The sequence below is a fragment of the Micromonospora globispora genome, assembly GCF_003857015.1.
In the GTDB taxonomy this organism is placed as follows: domain Bacteria; phylum Actinomycetota; class Actinomycetes; order Mycobacteriales; family Micromonosporaceae; genus Micromonospora; species Micromonospora globispora.
Window position 1 is genome coordinate 1 of the sequence record NZ_QGGF01000424.1, and the last position, 13,116, is coordinate 13,116.

General features: G+C 72.0%; 12 protein-coding genes and 1 pseudogene. 11 read left to right on the top strand and 2 right to left on the bottom strand.

Going from position 1 to position 13,116, the window contains the following annotated elements; translation table 11 throughout:
- Positions 1 to 268 (bottom strand): hypothetical protein (locus DKL51_RS35835; RefSeq protein WP_260428628.1); only part of this gene is annotated, 268 nt, incomplete at its 3' end.
- 130 nt (positions 269 to 398) lie between these two features.
- Between DKL51_RS35835 and DKL51_RS22880 the strand changes: the two genes are divergently transcribed.
- Positions 399 to 1,331: an ABC transporter ATP-binding protein gene (locus DKL51_RS22880; protein ID WP_109942893.1), complete on the top strand. Its 933-nt coding sequence runs from the start codon at positions 399 to 401 to the stop codon at positions 1,329 to 1,331.
- Here DKL51_RS22880 and DKL51_RS22885 read toward each other — a convergent pair.
- Positions 1,328 to 1,849: a 2'-5' RNA ligase family protein gene (locus tag DKL51_RS22885; RefSeq protein WP_109942892.1), complete on the bottom strand. Its 522-nt coding sequence runs from the start codon at positions 1,847 to 1,849 to the stop codon at positions 1,328 to 1,330. The genes DKL51_RS22880 and DKL51_RS22885 overlap by 4 nt on opposite strands.
- 189 nt (positions 1,850 to 2,038) lie before the next feature.
- Between DKL51_RS22885 and DKL51_RS22890 the strand changes: the two genes are divergently transcribed.
- The 10 genes and pseudogenes from DKL51_RS22890 to DKL51_RS22935 all read left to right on the top strand — a co-directional run.
- The gene (locus DKL51_RS22890) at positions 2,039 to 2,839 is read left to right on the top strand and encodes an ABC transporter permease (protein ID WP_423790637.1); all 801 of its coding nucleotides are present in this window, start codon (positions 2,039 to 2,041) and stop codon (positions 2,837 to 2,839) included.
- A gap of 12 nt (positions 2,840 to 2,851) precedes the next feature.
- Positions 2,852 to 3,661 (top strand): ABC transporter permease, encoded by an 810-nt coding sequence (locus DKL51_RS22895; RefSeq protein ID WP_109942890.1) that lies wholly within the window; start codon positions 2,852 to 2,854, stop codon positions 3,659 to 3,661.
- Positions 3,662 to 3,726: 65 nt separating this feature from the next.
- Positions 3,727 to 4,836 (top strand): YihY/virulence factor BrkB family protein, encoded by a 1,110-nt coding sequence (locus tag DKL51_RS22900; protein WP_109942889.1) that lies wholly within the window; start codon positions 3,727 to 3,729, stop codon positions 4,834 to 4,836.
- 238 nt (positions 4,837 to 5,074) lie between these two features.
- Positions 5,075 to 6,253 carry an ROK family transcriptional regulator gene (locus tag DKL51_RS22905; RefSeq protein WP_109942888.1) on the top strand — a complete coding sequence of 393 codons (1,179 nt, stop codon included), beginning with the start codon at positions 5,075 to 5,077 and terminating at the stop codon, positions 6,251 to 6,253.
- A gap of 274 nt (positions 6,254 to 6,527) precedes the next feature.
- Positions 6,528 to 8,039: a sugar ABC transporter ATP-binding protein gene (locus DKL51_RS22910; RefSeq protein ID WP_185734891.1), complete on the top strand. Its 1,512-nt coding sequence runs from the start codon at positions 6,528 to 6,530 to the stop codon at positions 8,037 to 8,039.
- Positions 8,036 to 9,145, top strand: coding sequence for an ABC transporter permease (locus DKL51_RS22915; protein ID WP_109942887.1), 1,110 nt, complete (start codon positions 8,036 to 8,038; stop codon positions 9,143 to 9,145). Before DKL51_RS22910 ends, DKL51_RS22915 begins: the two co-directional genes overlap by 4 nt.
- Before the next feature lie 90 nt (positions 9,146 to 9,235).
- Positions 9,236 to 10,288 (top strand): substrate-binding domain-containing protein, encoded by a 1,053-nt coding sequence (locus DKL51_RS22920; RefSeq protein WP_109942886.1) that lies wholly within the window; start codon positions 9,236 to 9,238, stop codon positions 10,286 to 10,288.
- A 53-nt stretch (positions 10,289 to 10,341) separates the two neighbouring features.
- Positions 10,342 to 11,517, top strand: a complete 1,176-nt coding sequence (locus DKL51_RS22925) for a Gfo/Idh/MocA family protein (protein WP_185734892.1) — start codon at positions 10,342 to 10,344, stop codon at positions 11,515 to 11,517.
- Positions 11,518 to 11,768: 251 nt separating this feature from the next.
- Entirely contained in the window at positions 11,769 to 12,929 is a 1,161-nt protein-coding gene (locus tag DKL51_RS22930) for an inositol-3-phosphate synthase (RefSeq protein WP_109942884.1), read from the top strand.
- Positions 12,913 to 13,116 (top strand): annotated as a pseudogene (locus DKL51_RS22935) (SCO3242 family prenyltransferase); the annotation flags it as partial. The gene DKL51_RS22930 and the pseudogene DKL51_RS22935, both read left to right, overlap by 17 nt.

Below are 13,116 nucleotides of genomic sequence, written 5' to 3' on the forward strand. Positions count from 1 at the left end.
GTCCACGCCGGCCAGGAAGATGATCAGGTAGTACTTGCTGCCCTGCGGGAGCGGGAAGAAGGTCCTCGAACTGGGCGGCCAGTTCCCGGGTGTCGTGGTGTGCGCCGGCCGGCCCGTCGTCGGCCCAGGAGGGATCGCCGACCGCTGCCTCGTCCGGCGGGAGGGGGACCGGGGTGGAGTCGGGCGCGGGAGTGGCGTCCCGGGTGCCGGCGGCCGGGGCTTCGGAGGAGAGCCGTCGGAGAAGCGTACGGGCGACACGGGGGACCATACGCGAACCGTCGGGTCCTATGGGGACATCGCCGATCATGATTGCGCCAAGTGATGGAAATCGTTGGGTGTTGCCGTGGCGCCGCGTTTATCCGGTCGATGCTGTCGGACCGGGCCGCTAGGGTCGCCCGGTGACCACTGCGCAACCACTCATCCAGGCTCGGGGGCTGGTGAAGCGGTTCGGCGACTTCACCGCCGTCGACGGCATCGACGTCGAGGTACAACCCGGCGAGGCGTTCGGCTTCCTCGGGCCCAACGGCGCCGGCAAGTCCTCCACCATGCGAATGGTCGGCTGCATCTCCCCGCCGACCGGCGGCGAGCTGCGCATCCTCGGCATGGACCCGGTCCGCGACGGTCCGGCGATCCGGGCCCGGCTGGGGGTCTGCCCCCAGCTCGACAATCTCGACCCGGAGCTGACCGTCCGGGAGAACCTCACCACCTACGCCCGCTATTTCGGCATCCCGCGCCGGGTGGCCCGGGAGCGGGCCGCCGAGCTGCTCGACTTCGTCCAGCTCACCGAGCGGGCCGACAGCAAGGTCGAGCCGCTCTCCGGCGGCATGAAACGCCGGTTGACCATCGCCCGCGCGCTGGTCAACAACCCGGAGATCGTCCTCCTCGACGAGCCCACCACGGGCCTCGACCCGCAGGCCCGGCATCTGGTCTGGGAGCGGCTGTTCCGGCTCAAGCAGCAGGGCGTCACGCTGGTGCTCACCACGCACTACATGGACGAGGCCGAGCAGCTCTGCGACCGCCTGGTGGTGATGGACGGCGGCCGGATCGTGGCCGAGGGCTCACCCCGGGCGCTCATCGAGCAGCACTCCACCCGGGAGGTGGTGGAGCTCCGGTTCGCCGCCGAGTCCCAGGAGGCGTTCGCCGGCAAGCTCGACGGGCTGGGGAAGCGGGTCGAGGTGCTGCCCGACCGGATCCTGCTCTACGTGGCCGACGGCGACGCGGCGGTGGCCGAGGTCCACGCGCTCGGGCTCGTCCCGGCCAGCGTGCTGGTCCGGCGCAGCAGCCTGGAGGACGTCTTCCTGCACCTCACCGGCCGCACCCTGGTCGACTAGGGCGCGAGCGGGAACTCGCAGAGGGTCCGCCACGCCGCATCCGGCGTTCCAGCGATCAGCCGCACCGCGTGCACCACGGCCTTGACCGGCAGGCGCGCGGAGACGGCGTCGGCGGCCCGGGCGAGCACCTCCACCGGTACGTCGTGACCGATCGTCAGGTGCGGCACCAGGTCGTCGAATATCCCACCGTACGGAGGTGCCTGCGGGAACCGCTGCCACAGCGCGGCGGTGAGCGCGCGGAACGGTTGGTCCGGCTCCGGTGCGAGCCACGCGACCGTGTCGCCGAACCACTGCACCCGCGCGAAGGAGACGTCGAAGCACGGCACCGACCGGACGGTCTCCGCGACGGCGGCGAGCACGTCGGCGGTGATCTCTTCCGGCGGGAGGAAGGGGTAGACGACGGTGACGTGCGCCGGCACGCCCCACGCGGCGGCGCGGTCGAGCGAGGCGCGGAACTGGCCCACCGCGTCCTCGGCCTCCGGTAGGGCCACGATGAGCGCAGTCTGCGTCGCTTCCATGGCCGCAGTCTCCAGCTCTCATCGACGAGAGTCCACCCGGTATCCCGGGCCGGATGGTCGAGACTCGCGTCAGAGCAGGCCCGGCGGGGGAAAACTGCCACGACATCCCCCGGTCGCCGGTCGTAGGGTGGCCGCGGTCTGTCGTACCCGGGCGGTAGGAAGGCCGTCGTGGGTCGAGAACGGGGGGTGATCGACGTGAGCGTGGCGGAGCAGGCCCGGCCGGCGCTGCCGCGGGTGCCGGCGCTGGCGGTGCTCGCGCACTACCTGGTGGGCTACCGGCGGACCTGGCGGGCGGGCGTCTTCTCGTCCTTCCTGCTGCCGGTGCTCACCGTGCTCGGCTTCGGCTTCGGCGTCGGCGCCTACGTCGACCAGGGCGTCGGCGGCGTGCCCTACCTCGACTGGCTGGTGCCGGGCCTGATCGCCTCCACCGCGATGCAGGTGGCGATCGGCGAATCGACCTGGCCGGTGCTGAGCAACTTCCGCTGGATCAAGACCTACTTCGCGCAGAGCGCGGCGCCGCTGCGGGTCGGTGACATCCTCGCCGGCCACCTCGCCTTCGTGCTGTTCCGCGTGCTCACCAGCTCCGCCTCCTTCCTGCTGGTCACCGCGCTCTTCGGCGCGCTGCGTTCGGCGTGGTCGCCGGTCGTGCTGCCGGTGGTGCTGCTGCTCGCCCTCGCGGTGGCCGCACCGACCTTCGCGTTCAGCGCGTGGGTGCCGAGCGACAGCTACCTTGCGCTGCTGTTCCGCTTCGCGGTGATCCCGATGACGCTCTTCGCCGGGGTGTTCTTCCCGGTCGAGTCGCTGCCGGAGGAGCTGCGCTGGCTGGCGTACATCACGCCGCTCTGGCACGGGGTGGACCTCTGCCGGGCCGCCACGCTCGGGGTGGCGCCACAGTGGTCGATCCCCGGCCACCTGCTCTACCTCGCCGCCTGGGCGCTCGCCGGCTGGGTGCTGGCCCGGCGCGTCTTCCGCCGCAATCTCGTCGTCTAGGGGAGGGATGTCATGGTCGGTCTCGTCCTGCCCCGGCTGGTCAGCTTCGAGGGGGCGCCGCGCCGGTCGGCCTCGGTGGCCGAGCGCAACCTCGCGGCGCTGAAGAGCGCGTACTGGCTGGTGCTCATCTCCGGCTTCCTGGAGCCGGTGCTCTACCTCTTCTCCATCGGCATCGGGGTCGGGGCGCTGATCGGCGACCTCACCCTTCCCGGTGGGCAGGTGGTCTCGTACGCCGCGTTCGTGGCCCCGGCGATGCTGGCCTCCTCGGCGATGACCGGCGCGCTGGCCGAGACCACCTTCAACTTCTTCGGCAAGATGAAGTACATGAAGCTGTACGACGGGGTCATCGCGACCCCGGTGCAGCCGTTCGAGATCGCCCTCGGTGAGCTGGGCTGGGCGATGATCCGGGGCACCCTCTACTCAGCGGCCTTCCTGGTCGTCATGGTCTCGATGGACCTGACCAGCGCGGGTCGGGCGGTCACCGCCTTCCCGGCCGCGGTGCTGGTGGGCTTCGCCTTCGGCGCGCTCGGCATGGCCTTCTCCACCTTCATGCGCAGTTGGCAGGATTTCGACCTGATGGGCTCGGCCCAGTTCACCCTCTTCCTCTTCTCCGGCACGTTCGTTCCGGCGGAGGCGTACCCGGCCGTGCTGCGGTGGGTGGTCGAGGTGACCCCGCTCTACCGGTCGGTGCACCTGATCCGGAACATCTCCGTCGGGTCGTCCGGGTGGTCGTGGCTGTTGGACGTCGGGTATCTGCTGGCGCTGACCGGGGTCGGGCTCTTCGTGGCGTCCCGTCGGATGGCGGGCCTGCTCTACAAGTAGGTGGTTAACCGCGCGCCCCGTCTGGGCATCCCGAGAAGGACGATGCCGACGATGAGGGAGGGGCGATGGCCTCCGATGAGTCTTCCGCCCGCAGCGGGCGCTACCGCGGCGAAACCGGCGCGGTGTCCCGCACCCGCGCCGGCGTGGACCGGGCCCGGGACCGCTCCGACCTGGACCGGTCGGGTCGCGACCGGAGCCACCCCGGTCCGGTGGGGCCCGACGACGGGCCGGACAGCCCGACGGAGCTGCCCGGCACCGGGTGGAAGGCGGCGCTGAAGCGCACGGTCCGGGAGTTCCAGGAAGACAGCCTGACCGACTGGGCGGCTGCCCTCACCTACTACGGCGTGCTCTCGATCTTCCCGGGCCTGCTGGTGCTCATCTCGGTGCTCGGCCTGCTCGGCCCGCAGGCCAAGGAGGGCGTCAAGGACACCGTCAACCAGGCGGTGCCGCAGGAGAACATCCGGCAGATCATCGAGGGCGCGATCAACCAGGCGGGCAGCTCCGGCGGCCTGGCCAGCATCGCGGCGATAGTCGGTCTGCTCGCCGCTTTCTGGTCCGCCTCCGGCTACATCGCCGCCTTCATGCGGGCCTCCAACACCATCTACGACGTCCCTGAGGGTCGGCCGATCTGGAAGACGCTGCCGATCCGGCTCGGGGTGACCGCCGTCATCGGGGTGATGCTGCTGGCCAGCGCGGTGATCGTGGTCTTCACCGGCGGCCTGGCCGAGCAGGTCGGCAGCGCGATCGGGCTGGGTTCCACCGCGGTCACGGTGTGGAACATCGCCAAGTGGCCGGTGCTGCTCATCCTGGTCAGCCTGATGTTCGCGATCCTCTACTGGGCCTCGCCGAACGCCCGGCACGGCGGCTTCCGCTGGGTCAGCCCGGGCGGTGTGCTGGCCGTGGTGATCTGGCTGGTGATCTCCGGCCTCTTCGGCCTCTACGTCAGCAACTTCGCCTCGTACAACAAGACGTACGGCGCGCTGGCGGGCGTGATCATCTTCCTGGTCTGGCTCTGGCTCAGCAACATCGCCATCCTGCTCGGCGCGGAGTTCGACGCCGAACTGGAGCGCAGCCGGGCGATCCAGGCGGGACACCCGGCCGAGAAGGAGCCGTACCTCGAGCTGCGCGACGACCGCAAGCTGCGCAAGAAGCGCAACTCCGCCAGGCGCCGCTGAGCCGGCCCGTACCCGCGCTCCCGCCCCGCCGCGTCCCCGTTCGCGGCGGGGCGGTGCGCATCCCAGCCACTCGCGCCCACTTTTCGTGATCCACTACGTGCTTTTGCTCGGATGGACAAAAGTTTGGATCAGACCGGCCGAAGCTATGGACAGGCCGCCAGGAAGCCTCCTACTGTGTCGGACACGACACATCGGCGTTGCGTCGATGTGAACGACTCCGATGCGGAGGTGAGTCCCGGTGCGGACGCTGGACCCCCTGCACGTACAGCTGTTGCGGCTGCTCCGCGATGAGGGGGCGGTATCCCGGGCCGAACTCGGTGACCGCCTCCAGATGCCGCGCCCCCGCCTCCTCGCCGAGCTGGAGCGGCTGGTCGGCCTCGGCTACGTCGCCGAGGCGGGGCTGGCCGCGTCCCGCGGCGGGCGACGGTCCACCCTGGTCGAGCTGAGCCCGCACCTGCGCTTCGCCGCGGTGGACCTGGGGGCCAGCTCGATCGACGTCGAGGTGGTCAACGGGCGGTTGGAGCCGGTGGCCGCGTACACCGAGCCGGCCGACATCCGGTCCGGCCCGAAAGTGACCCTGCAGCGGGTCAACGAGCTGCTGCACAAGGCCAAGGTGGACGGCGCCTACGAGCGGCTCGACGCGGTCGGCATCGGCGTGCCGGGACCGGTCAGCTTCCGCGACGGGGTTCCGGTGTCGCCGCCGATCATGCCCGGCTGGGACCGGTTCCCGGTGCGCGAGCTGCTCACCCGGGAGCACGGCTGCCCGGCGGTCGTCGACAACGACGTCAACATCATGGCGATCGGCGAGCGGCACGGCGGGGTCGCCCATTCGGTGGACGACTTCCTCTTCATCAAGATCGGCACCGGCATCGGCTGCGGCATCTACCTCAGCGGCGAGGTCTACCGGGGTACCGACGGATGCGCCGGGGACATCGGCCACATCCAGGTCGACGCGAACGGTCCGATGTGTTCCTGCGGCAACCTCGGCTGCCTGGAGGCGCTGTTCAGCGGCGCCGCGCTCGCCAAGGAGGCGACCGCGGCGGCGCGGGCGGGCACCTCGCCGGCGCTCGCCGAGCGACTCGCGGCCCGGGGCGCGGTGACCGCGCTGGACGTCGCGCAGGGGGCGGCCGAGGGGGACGTCACCTGCATCCAGCTCATCCGCGACGGGGGTCGACGGGTCGGGGGCGTGCTGGCCGGACTGGTCAGCTTCACCAACCCGTCGATGATCGTGATCGGTGGCGGGCTCGCCCAGCTCGGGCACATCCTGCTCGCCGAGATCCGCAGCGTGGTCTACCGCCGGTCGCTGCCGCTGGCCACCGGCAACCTGCCGGTCGTCCTCTCCGAGCTCGGCCCGCGGGCCGGGGTCGCCGGGGCCGCGGTGCTCGCCAGCGACCTCGCCTTCGGGGAAGCATCGTGAGCGCGAGGAGTGAGCCGGTTTTGCGAGCCCCGCAGTCGCGAACCAGGGAGACACAGTGACCGCCAGCAACGCCGCCGGCCCGGCGGGGGCCGACGGTGCCGGCGAGCCGCCGGTCCCGGGACGGCGCGTGGCCGGTGATGCGGCCAGTGCCGATGGCATGGGGGAGCGCGCCGTCCCGGGACCGTCCGGCGGGCCGGTGACCAGCGACAGCGAGGAGGCCGTGGTGACGAAGGCGCCGCTGGTGGAGGCCCCCGCCGACACCGTCGTCGGCGAGGTGGTCCTGCGCCTCACGGACGTGGTCAAGACCTTCCCGGGCGTACGCGCGCTGGACGGGGTGCAGCTGGAGGTGCGGGCCGGCGAGGTGCACTGCCTGCTCGGCCAGAACGGCGCCGGCAAGTCCACCCTGATCAAGGTGCTCTCCGGAGTGCACCGCCCGGACTCCGGTGAGGTGCAGTGGCGCGGCGAGCCGGCCGACTTCGCCAACCCGCAGGCCGCGATGCGGGCCGGGATCGCCACCATCTACCAGGAACTCGATCTGGTCGAGGACCTCTCCGTCGCGGAGAACGCCTTCCTCGGCCACGAGCCGCGCCGGCTCGGCTTCGTCCGCCGCGGCCACATGGCCCGGCGGACCCGGGAGATCCTCGGCCGGCTCGGGCACCCCGAGATCCCACCGGGACGGATGGTCCGGGCGCTGCCCGCCGCCGGTAAGCAGGTCGTCAGCATGGCCCGGGCACTGTCCCACGAGGCCCGACTGATCATCATGGACGAGCCGAGCGCGGTGCTGGCCCACGACGAGGTGGGCAACCTCTTCCGGATCATCCGGGAGCTCACCGCGCAGGGCATCGCGGTCATCTACATCTCCCACCGGATGGAGGAGATCCGCGAGATCGGCGACCGGGTGACCGTACTCAAGGACGGTCGGACCACGGCGGCGAACCTGCCGGCGCGCGAGACCCCGACCCGCGACCTGGTCGCCCGGATGACCGGGCGGACCATCGAGTACGTCTTCCCGGACCGCCCGGCCGACGACCCCGCCGGCGCGGAGCTGCTCCAGGTGGAGGGGCTGACCCGGCACGGCGAGTTCGCGGACGTCTCGCTCAGCGTGCGGGCCGGCGAGATCGTCGGCATCGCCGGCCTGGTCGGCTCCGGCCGGTCGGAGCTGCTGGAGACGATCTACGGCGCCCGCCGCCCGCAGGCCGGTACGGTCCGGATGGCCGGGCGCGCGCTGCGGCCCGGCAGCGTCGGCGCGGCGGTGAAGGCCGGCATGGGGATGGCCCCGGAAGAGCGGAAGAGTCAGGCGCTGCTGCTGGGCGAACCCATCTACCGCAACGTCACGCTGGCCACCTTCGGCCGGTACGCCCGCCTGGGCTTCACCGACGCCGGGCGGGAGCGGGCCGAGGCGGACCGGATCGGCGACTCGCTGGAGCTGCGACCCCGGGACGTCCGCCGGCCGGTGCGCACCCTCTCCGGCGGCAACCAGCAGAAGGTGGTGGTCGGGCGCTGGCTGCTCGGCGACACCCGGCTGCTGCTGCTGGACGAACCGACCCGGGGCGTGGACGTGGGCGCCCGGGCCGAGCTGTACCAGGTCATCCGGTCACTGGCCGCCCAGGGCGTCGGGGTGCTGCTGGTCTCCAGCGAGGTGCCCGAGGTGCTCGGCCTGGCCGACCGGGTGCTGGTCATGCGGGAGGGCCGGGTGGTCCGCGAGGCCCCGGCCGGCGAACTCGACGAGAACACCGTGCTCGACCTCGTCATGGCGGGGTCCCTCATGGAAGGTGCGCCAGCATGAGCGAGATGACACCCACCGCGGCGCCGGAACGGGCGGCGGGGCTGCCGGCCCAGTCGCCGCCGGTGGACCCGGCCGAGACCGCGAAGGCGGAGGCGTCGGGCCGGCTCTCCTGGTGGCGGGGCGACGGCGGCGAGGGGGCCAAGCGCAACCTCGGCCTGCTCGCCACCCTGGTGGTGCTGGTCGTCATCGGCATCCTCACCCGGCCGGACCTCTACGGGAACGCGAGCTGGGTGTGGGGCAACACGCTCACCATCCTCAAGCTCGCCTCGGTGGTCGGCGTGGTGACCGTCGGCATGACGTTCGTGATCATCGGCGGCGGGATCGACCTGTCGGTCGGCGCGATCGTCGCGCTGGCGGGCGTCTGGTGCACCACGGTGGCCACCCAGAGCTACGGCGCCGGCGGCATGATCTTCAGCGCCCTCACCGTCGGGCTCGCCGTCGGCGTGGTCAACGGCCTGCTCATCTCGTACGGGCGGCTGGTGCCGTTCATCGCCACGCTGGCCATGATGGTCGCCGCCCGAGGGCTCGCCGCCGAGATCTCCGACAAGCAGACCCAGGTCTCGAACAACCAGTTCATCAACGGCATCGCCAGCACGAACGTGCTCGGCATCCCGCTGCTGGTCTACATCCTCGCCGCCGTGGTCGTCGCCGGCTGGGTGCTGCTCAACCGGACCACCTTCGGCCGCCGTACCGTCGCGGTCGGCGGCAACCCGGAGGCCGCCCGGCTGGCCGGCATCAACGTCCGCCGGCACACCCTGCTGCTCTACGCGCTCTCCGGCCTCTGCTGCGGCATCGCCGCGGTCATGCTGACCGCGCAGGCCACGTCCGCCCAGGCGGCGATGGCCAACCTTTACGAGCTGGACGCGATCGCCGCCGCGATCATCGGCGGCACGCTGCTCAGCGGCGGGCGGGGCACCATCATCGGTTCCCTGCTCGGGGTGGTCATCTTCTCCACCATCACCAACCTCTTCGCCATCAACGGCCTCTCCACGGAGGCCCAGAACATGGTCAAGGGCGGCATCATCGTCGCCGCCGTCCTGGTCCAGCAGGTGCAGTTCCGCAGCCTCACCCAGTTCCTCGGCCGTAACCGGCTCACCACCACCTGACCCAGCGAAACACCGGCGGCCACCTCGACAGCGACGGTGGCCGGGATCAGCACACCCTTTTTCACCCCACCACCTCATCAGGAGGTCGTCATGACCCAGCACAGTCGCGATCTGTCGCGCCGCCGGCTGCTGTTCGGCGGGGCCGCGCTCTCCGCCGGCGTGGTCCTCGCCGGCTGCACCAGCAACGAGCAGACCCCGACCGCCGCCCAGACCAAGGCGGCCGCGACCGGGGGCAACAGCGAGCCCGGCAAGAAGGTGACCATCGGCTTCTCCGCCCCGGCCGCCGACCACGGCTGGATCGCCGCCATCACCAACAACGCCAAGGCGCAGGCCGCCGCGTACTCCGACGTGGAGCTCAAGTCGGTGGAGGCCGGCGCGGACGCGGCGGCCCAGCGCGCGGCGCTGTCCACCCTGATCTCCCAGAAGCCCGACGTGATCGTGCTGCTGCCGCACGACGGCAAGGAGCTCAACGCGTTCGGCCTGGAGGCGATGAAGGCCGGCATCCCGGTGGTCAACCTGGACCGGGCCTTCCCGGACGCGCGGGCCTACCGGCTGCAGATCAAGGGCGACAACTACGGCATGGGGGTGGCCGCCGCCACCTACATCGTCGCGCAGCTCAAGGCCAAGGGGGTCAGCAACCCGGTGATCGGCGAGATCCCCGGCATCGACTCGCTGGAGCTGACCCAGGAACGCTCCAAGGGCTTCGCCGACACCCTCGCCGCGAATGGCCTCAGGGTGGCCAACCGCCGGCCGGCTGAGTTCACCGCCGATTCCGGCCAGCAGGCCGCCACCGGGCTCTTCCAGGCCCTGCCGAAGATCGACGCGCTCTGGAACCACGACGACGACCAGGGCATCGGCGTGCTGGCCGCGGTCAACCAGGCCAACCGCAAGGAGTTCTTCATGGTCGGCGGCGCCGGCTCGAAGAAGGCGATGGAGGACATCCAGGCCGACAACACCGTACTGAAGGCGACCGTCACCTACAGCCCGTCGATGGCCTCCTCGGCCATCTCCCTGGCCCGCCTGATCGGCCAGAACAAGGGCATGTCGGACCTGGTGGAACTCCAGGTGCCCAAGGAGATCGTGCTTGCCTCCGAGACGATCACCAAGGAGAACGCGAGCAACTACCTGAAGCTCGGGTTCTGACACACGGGGGGAGACCCACCTTGTCCACTCACAACAGGCTCCTGCGGGTCGGCATGGTCGGCTACGCGTTCATGGGCGCCGCCCACTCCCAGGCGTGGCGCACCGTGAACCGGGTGTACGACCTGCCGGCGCGGGTCCGGATGTCGCTCATCTGCGGTCGGGACTCCGGGAAGGTGGCCGAGGCCGCCGACCGGCTCGGCTGGGAGGGCCACACCACGGACTGGCGGCGGCTGGTCGAGTCCGACGACGTCGACGTCGTGGACATCTGCACGCCCGGGGACAGCCACTGCGAGATCGCGATCGCCGCGCTGGCCGCCGGCAAGCACGTGCTCTGCGAGAAGCCGCTGGCCAACACCGTCGAGGAGGCCCGGGTGATGGCCGTCGCCGCCGCCCGGGCCCGCGCCGACGGGGTACGCGCGATGTGCGGGTTCAACTACCGCCGGGTCCCCGCGGTCACCATGATGCGGCAGCTGATCGCCGACGGACGCCTCGGCGTCATCCGGCACGTCCGGGCGGCGTACCTGCAGGACTGGATCGTGGACCCGCAGTTTCCGCTGGTCTGGCGGTTGCAGAAGGACAGGGCGGGCTCCGGCGCGCTCGGTGACATCGGTGCGCACATCATCGACCTCACCCAGTACGTCACGGGGCAGCGGATCACCGGGGTCAGCGCGCTCACCGAGACCTTCGTCAAGGAACGGCCGTTGCCGGCCGGGTCGAGCGGCCTGGCCGCGCAGGCCGACGGCAACGGCCGGGCGATGGGCACGGTGACCGTGGACGACGCGGCGGTCTTCGTCGCCCGGCTGGACGGGGGCGCGCTGGCCACGTACGAGGCGAGCCGCTTCGCCACCGGCCGCAAGAACGCGCTGCGGGTGGAGATCAACGGCTCGCTCGGCACCGTGGTGTTCGACCTGGAACGCCTCAACGAGCTCGAGTTCTACGACGCCACCCGGCCCGCCGCCGAGCAGGGTTTCACCCGCATCCTGGTGACCGAGGGCGAGCACCCGTACATGTCGGCCTGGTGGCCGCCCGGCCACATCATCGGCTACGAGCACTCCTTCACCCACCAGATGCGGGACTTTGTCGAGGCCATCGCCACCGGCACCGACCCGGCGCCCTCGTTCGCGGACGCGCTCCAGGTCCAGCTCGTGCTGGACGCGGTGACCCGCTCGGCGGGGCTGGACTCCCGCTGGACGGAGGTGGAGCCGACGCTGGCCGAACTGGCCGCCTGACCCGTCGCGGCGCCGGCCGACCGGCCGGCGCCGCCCGAGAAGGCTCTCCGGAGCCGACCGGCGAGGGACCGGCCGCGGTTGCGCCCCGCGGCGGGAACGAGGTCGGCCCCGGAGGGCGTGCCACCGGATCATCCGGCGCGGCACGACCAGCACGGCCGTCCGGTGCGGCCGGACCGGGATTCCCCGGCCGCACCGGCCGACCGGCCGTCCATAAGCGACGACCAGGGAGAAGTGCCACGGGAGGGAGCACCATGCGTACGGGTGTCTGGCTGATGGGAGCGCGCGGCTCGGTCGCGACCACCAGCATCGTGGGGGCGCTGGCCCTGCGGGCCGGGCTCACCGGTCCGACCGGCTGCGTCACGGAACTGCCCGAGCTGCGGGGTCCGGCCCTGCCCGCCTTCACCGACCTCGTCCTGGGCGGCCACGACGTGGTGGCCACCCCGCTGACCAAGCGCGCCGAGGCGCTCGCCGAGGCCGGTGTCCTGCCTGGCCGGCTGGCCGACGCGCTCGCCGCCGAGCTGGCCGCGGTCGAGGAGGCGCTGCGGCCGGCCCCGACCGGGGGCACCCAGGCCGACCGGGTCGCCGCCGTGGTGCGCGACCTGACCGACTTCCGGGAGCGGCACCGGCTGGACCGGCTGGTGGTGCTGAATGTCTGCGCCACCGAGCCGATCGCCGCCCCGCACCCGGCCCACGCGGACCTCGACGCGCTGCGGGCCGCGCTGAGCGGCCCCGACGAGGTGCTGCCGCCCAGCTCGCTGTACGCGTACGCGGCCTTCACCGCCGGCTGCCCGTACGTCGACTTCACCCCGTCCACCGGGGCGCGGCTGCCGGCGCTCGCGGCGCTGGCCGACGAGCGTGGCCTGCCGTACGCCGGGAACGACGGCAAGACCGGGGAGACGCTGGTGAAGTCGGTGCTCGCGCCGATGTTCGCGATGCGGCACCTGGCCGTCCGCTCCTGGTCCGGGGTGAACCTGCTCGGCGGCGGGGACGGCGCGACCCTCGCCGACCCGGCCGCCAACGCCGCGAAGGTGGCCAGCAAGCAGCGGGTGCTCGGCGAGACCCTCGGCTACGTCCCGCAGGGCGACACCCGGATCGACCAGGTGGAGGAGCTGGGCGACTTCAAGACCGCGTGGGACCTGGTCACCTTCGCCGGTTTCCTGGGGACCCGGATGCGGATGGAGTTCACCTGGCACGGCTGCGACTCCGCGCTGGCCGCCCCGCTGGTGCTCGACCTGGCCCGGCTCACCGCCGCCGCGCATGCCGTCGGGCGGCGCGGCCCGCTGGCCCAGCTGGCCTTCTTCTTCAAGGACGGGCTGGATGCGCCCACCCACTCCCTCGCCGAGCAGTGGACGCTGCTGCGCGACTTCGTCGCCGAGCTGCACCGGGAAGCCGCCGATGAGCAGCCTCGCTGACCTCGCGGAACTGGTCCGGGCGCCGGCCGCGCTCTCGGTACCCGGGGACGTGCTGGCCGGGGCGTCGGCGGCCGGCGCGCTGGACCGCCGCACGCCGGCGCTGGCCGGGGCGTCGGTGCTGCTCTACTGGGCCGGCATGGCGGCCAACGACTGGGTCGACCGGCGGTTGGACGCGGTGGAGCGCCCC

Coding starts and splice junctions, on each gene's coding strand:
- DKL51_RS22900 (WP_109942889.1), top strand. CDS start 3,727: ATGGCCTCCGATGAGTCTTCCGCCCGCAGCGGGCGCTACCGCGGCGAA.
- DKL51_RS22885 (WP_109942892.1), bottom strand. CDS start 1,849: ATGGAAGCGACGCAGACTGCGCTCATCGTGGCCCTACCGGAGGCCGAG.
- DKL51_RS22930 (WP_109942884.1), top strand. CDS start 11,769: ATGCGTACGGGTGTCTGGCTGATGGGAGCGCGCGGCTCGGTCGCGACC.
- DKL51_RS22925 (WP_185734892.1), top strand. CDS start 10,342: ATGGTCGGCTACGCGTTCATGGGCGCCGCCCACTCCCAGGCGTGGCGC.
- DKL51_RS22915 (WP_109942887.1), top strand. CDS start 8,036: ATGAGCGAGATGACACCCACCGCGGCGCCGGAACGGGCGGCGGGGCTG.
- DKL51_RS22895 (WP_109942890.1), top strand. CDS start 2,852: ATGGTCGGTCTCGTCCTGCCCCGGCTGGTCAGCTTCGAGGGGGCGCCG.
- DKL51_RS22920 (WP_109942886.1), top strand. CDS start 9,236: ATGACCCAGCACAGTCGCGATCTGTCGCGCCGCCGGCTGCTGTTCGGC.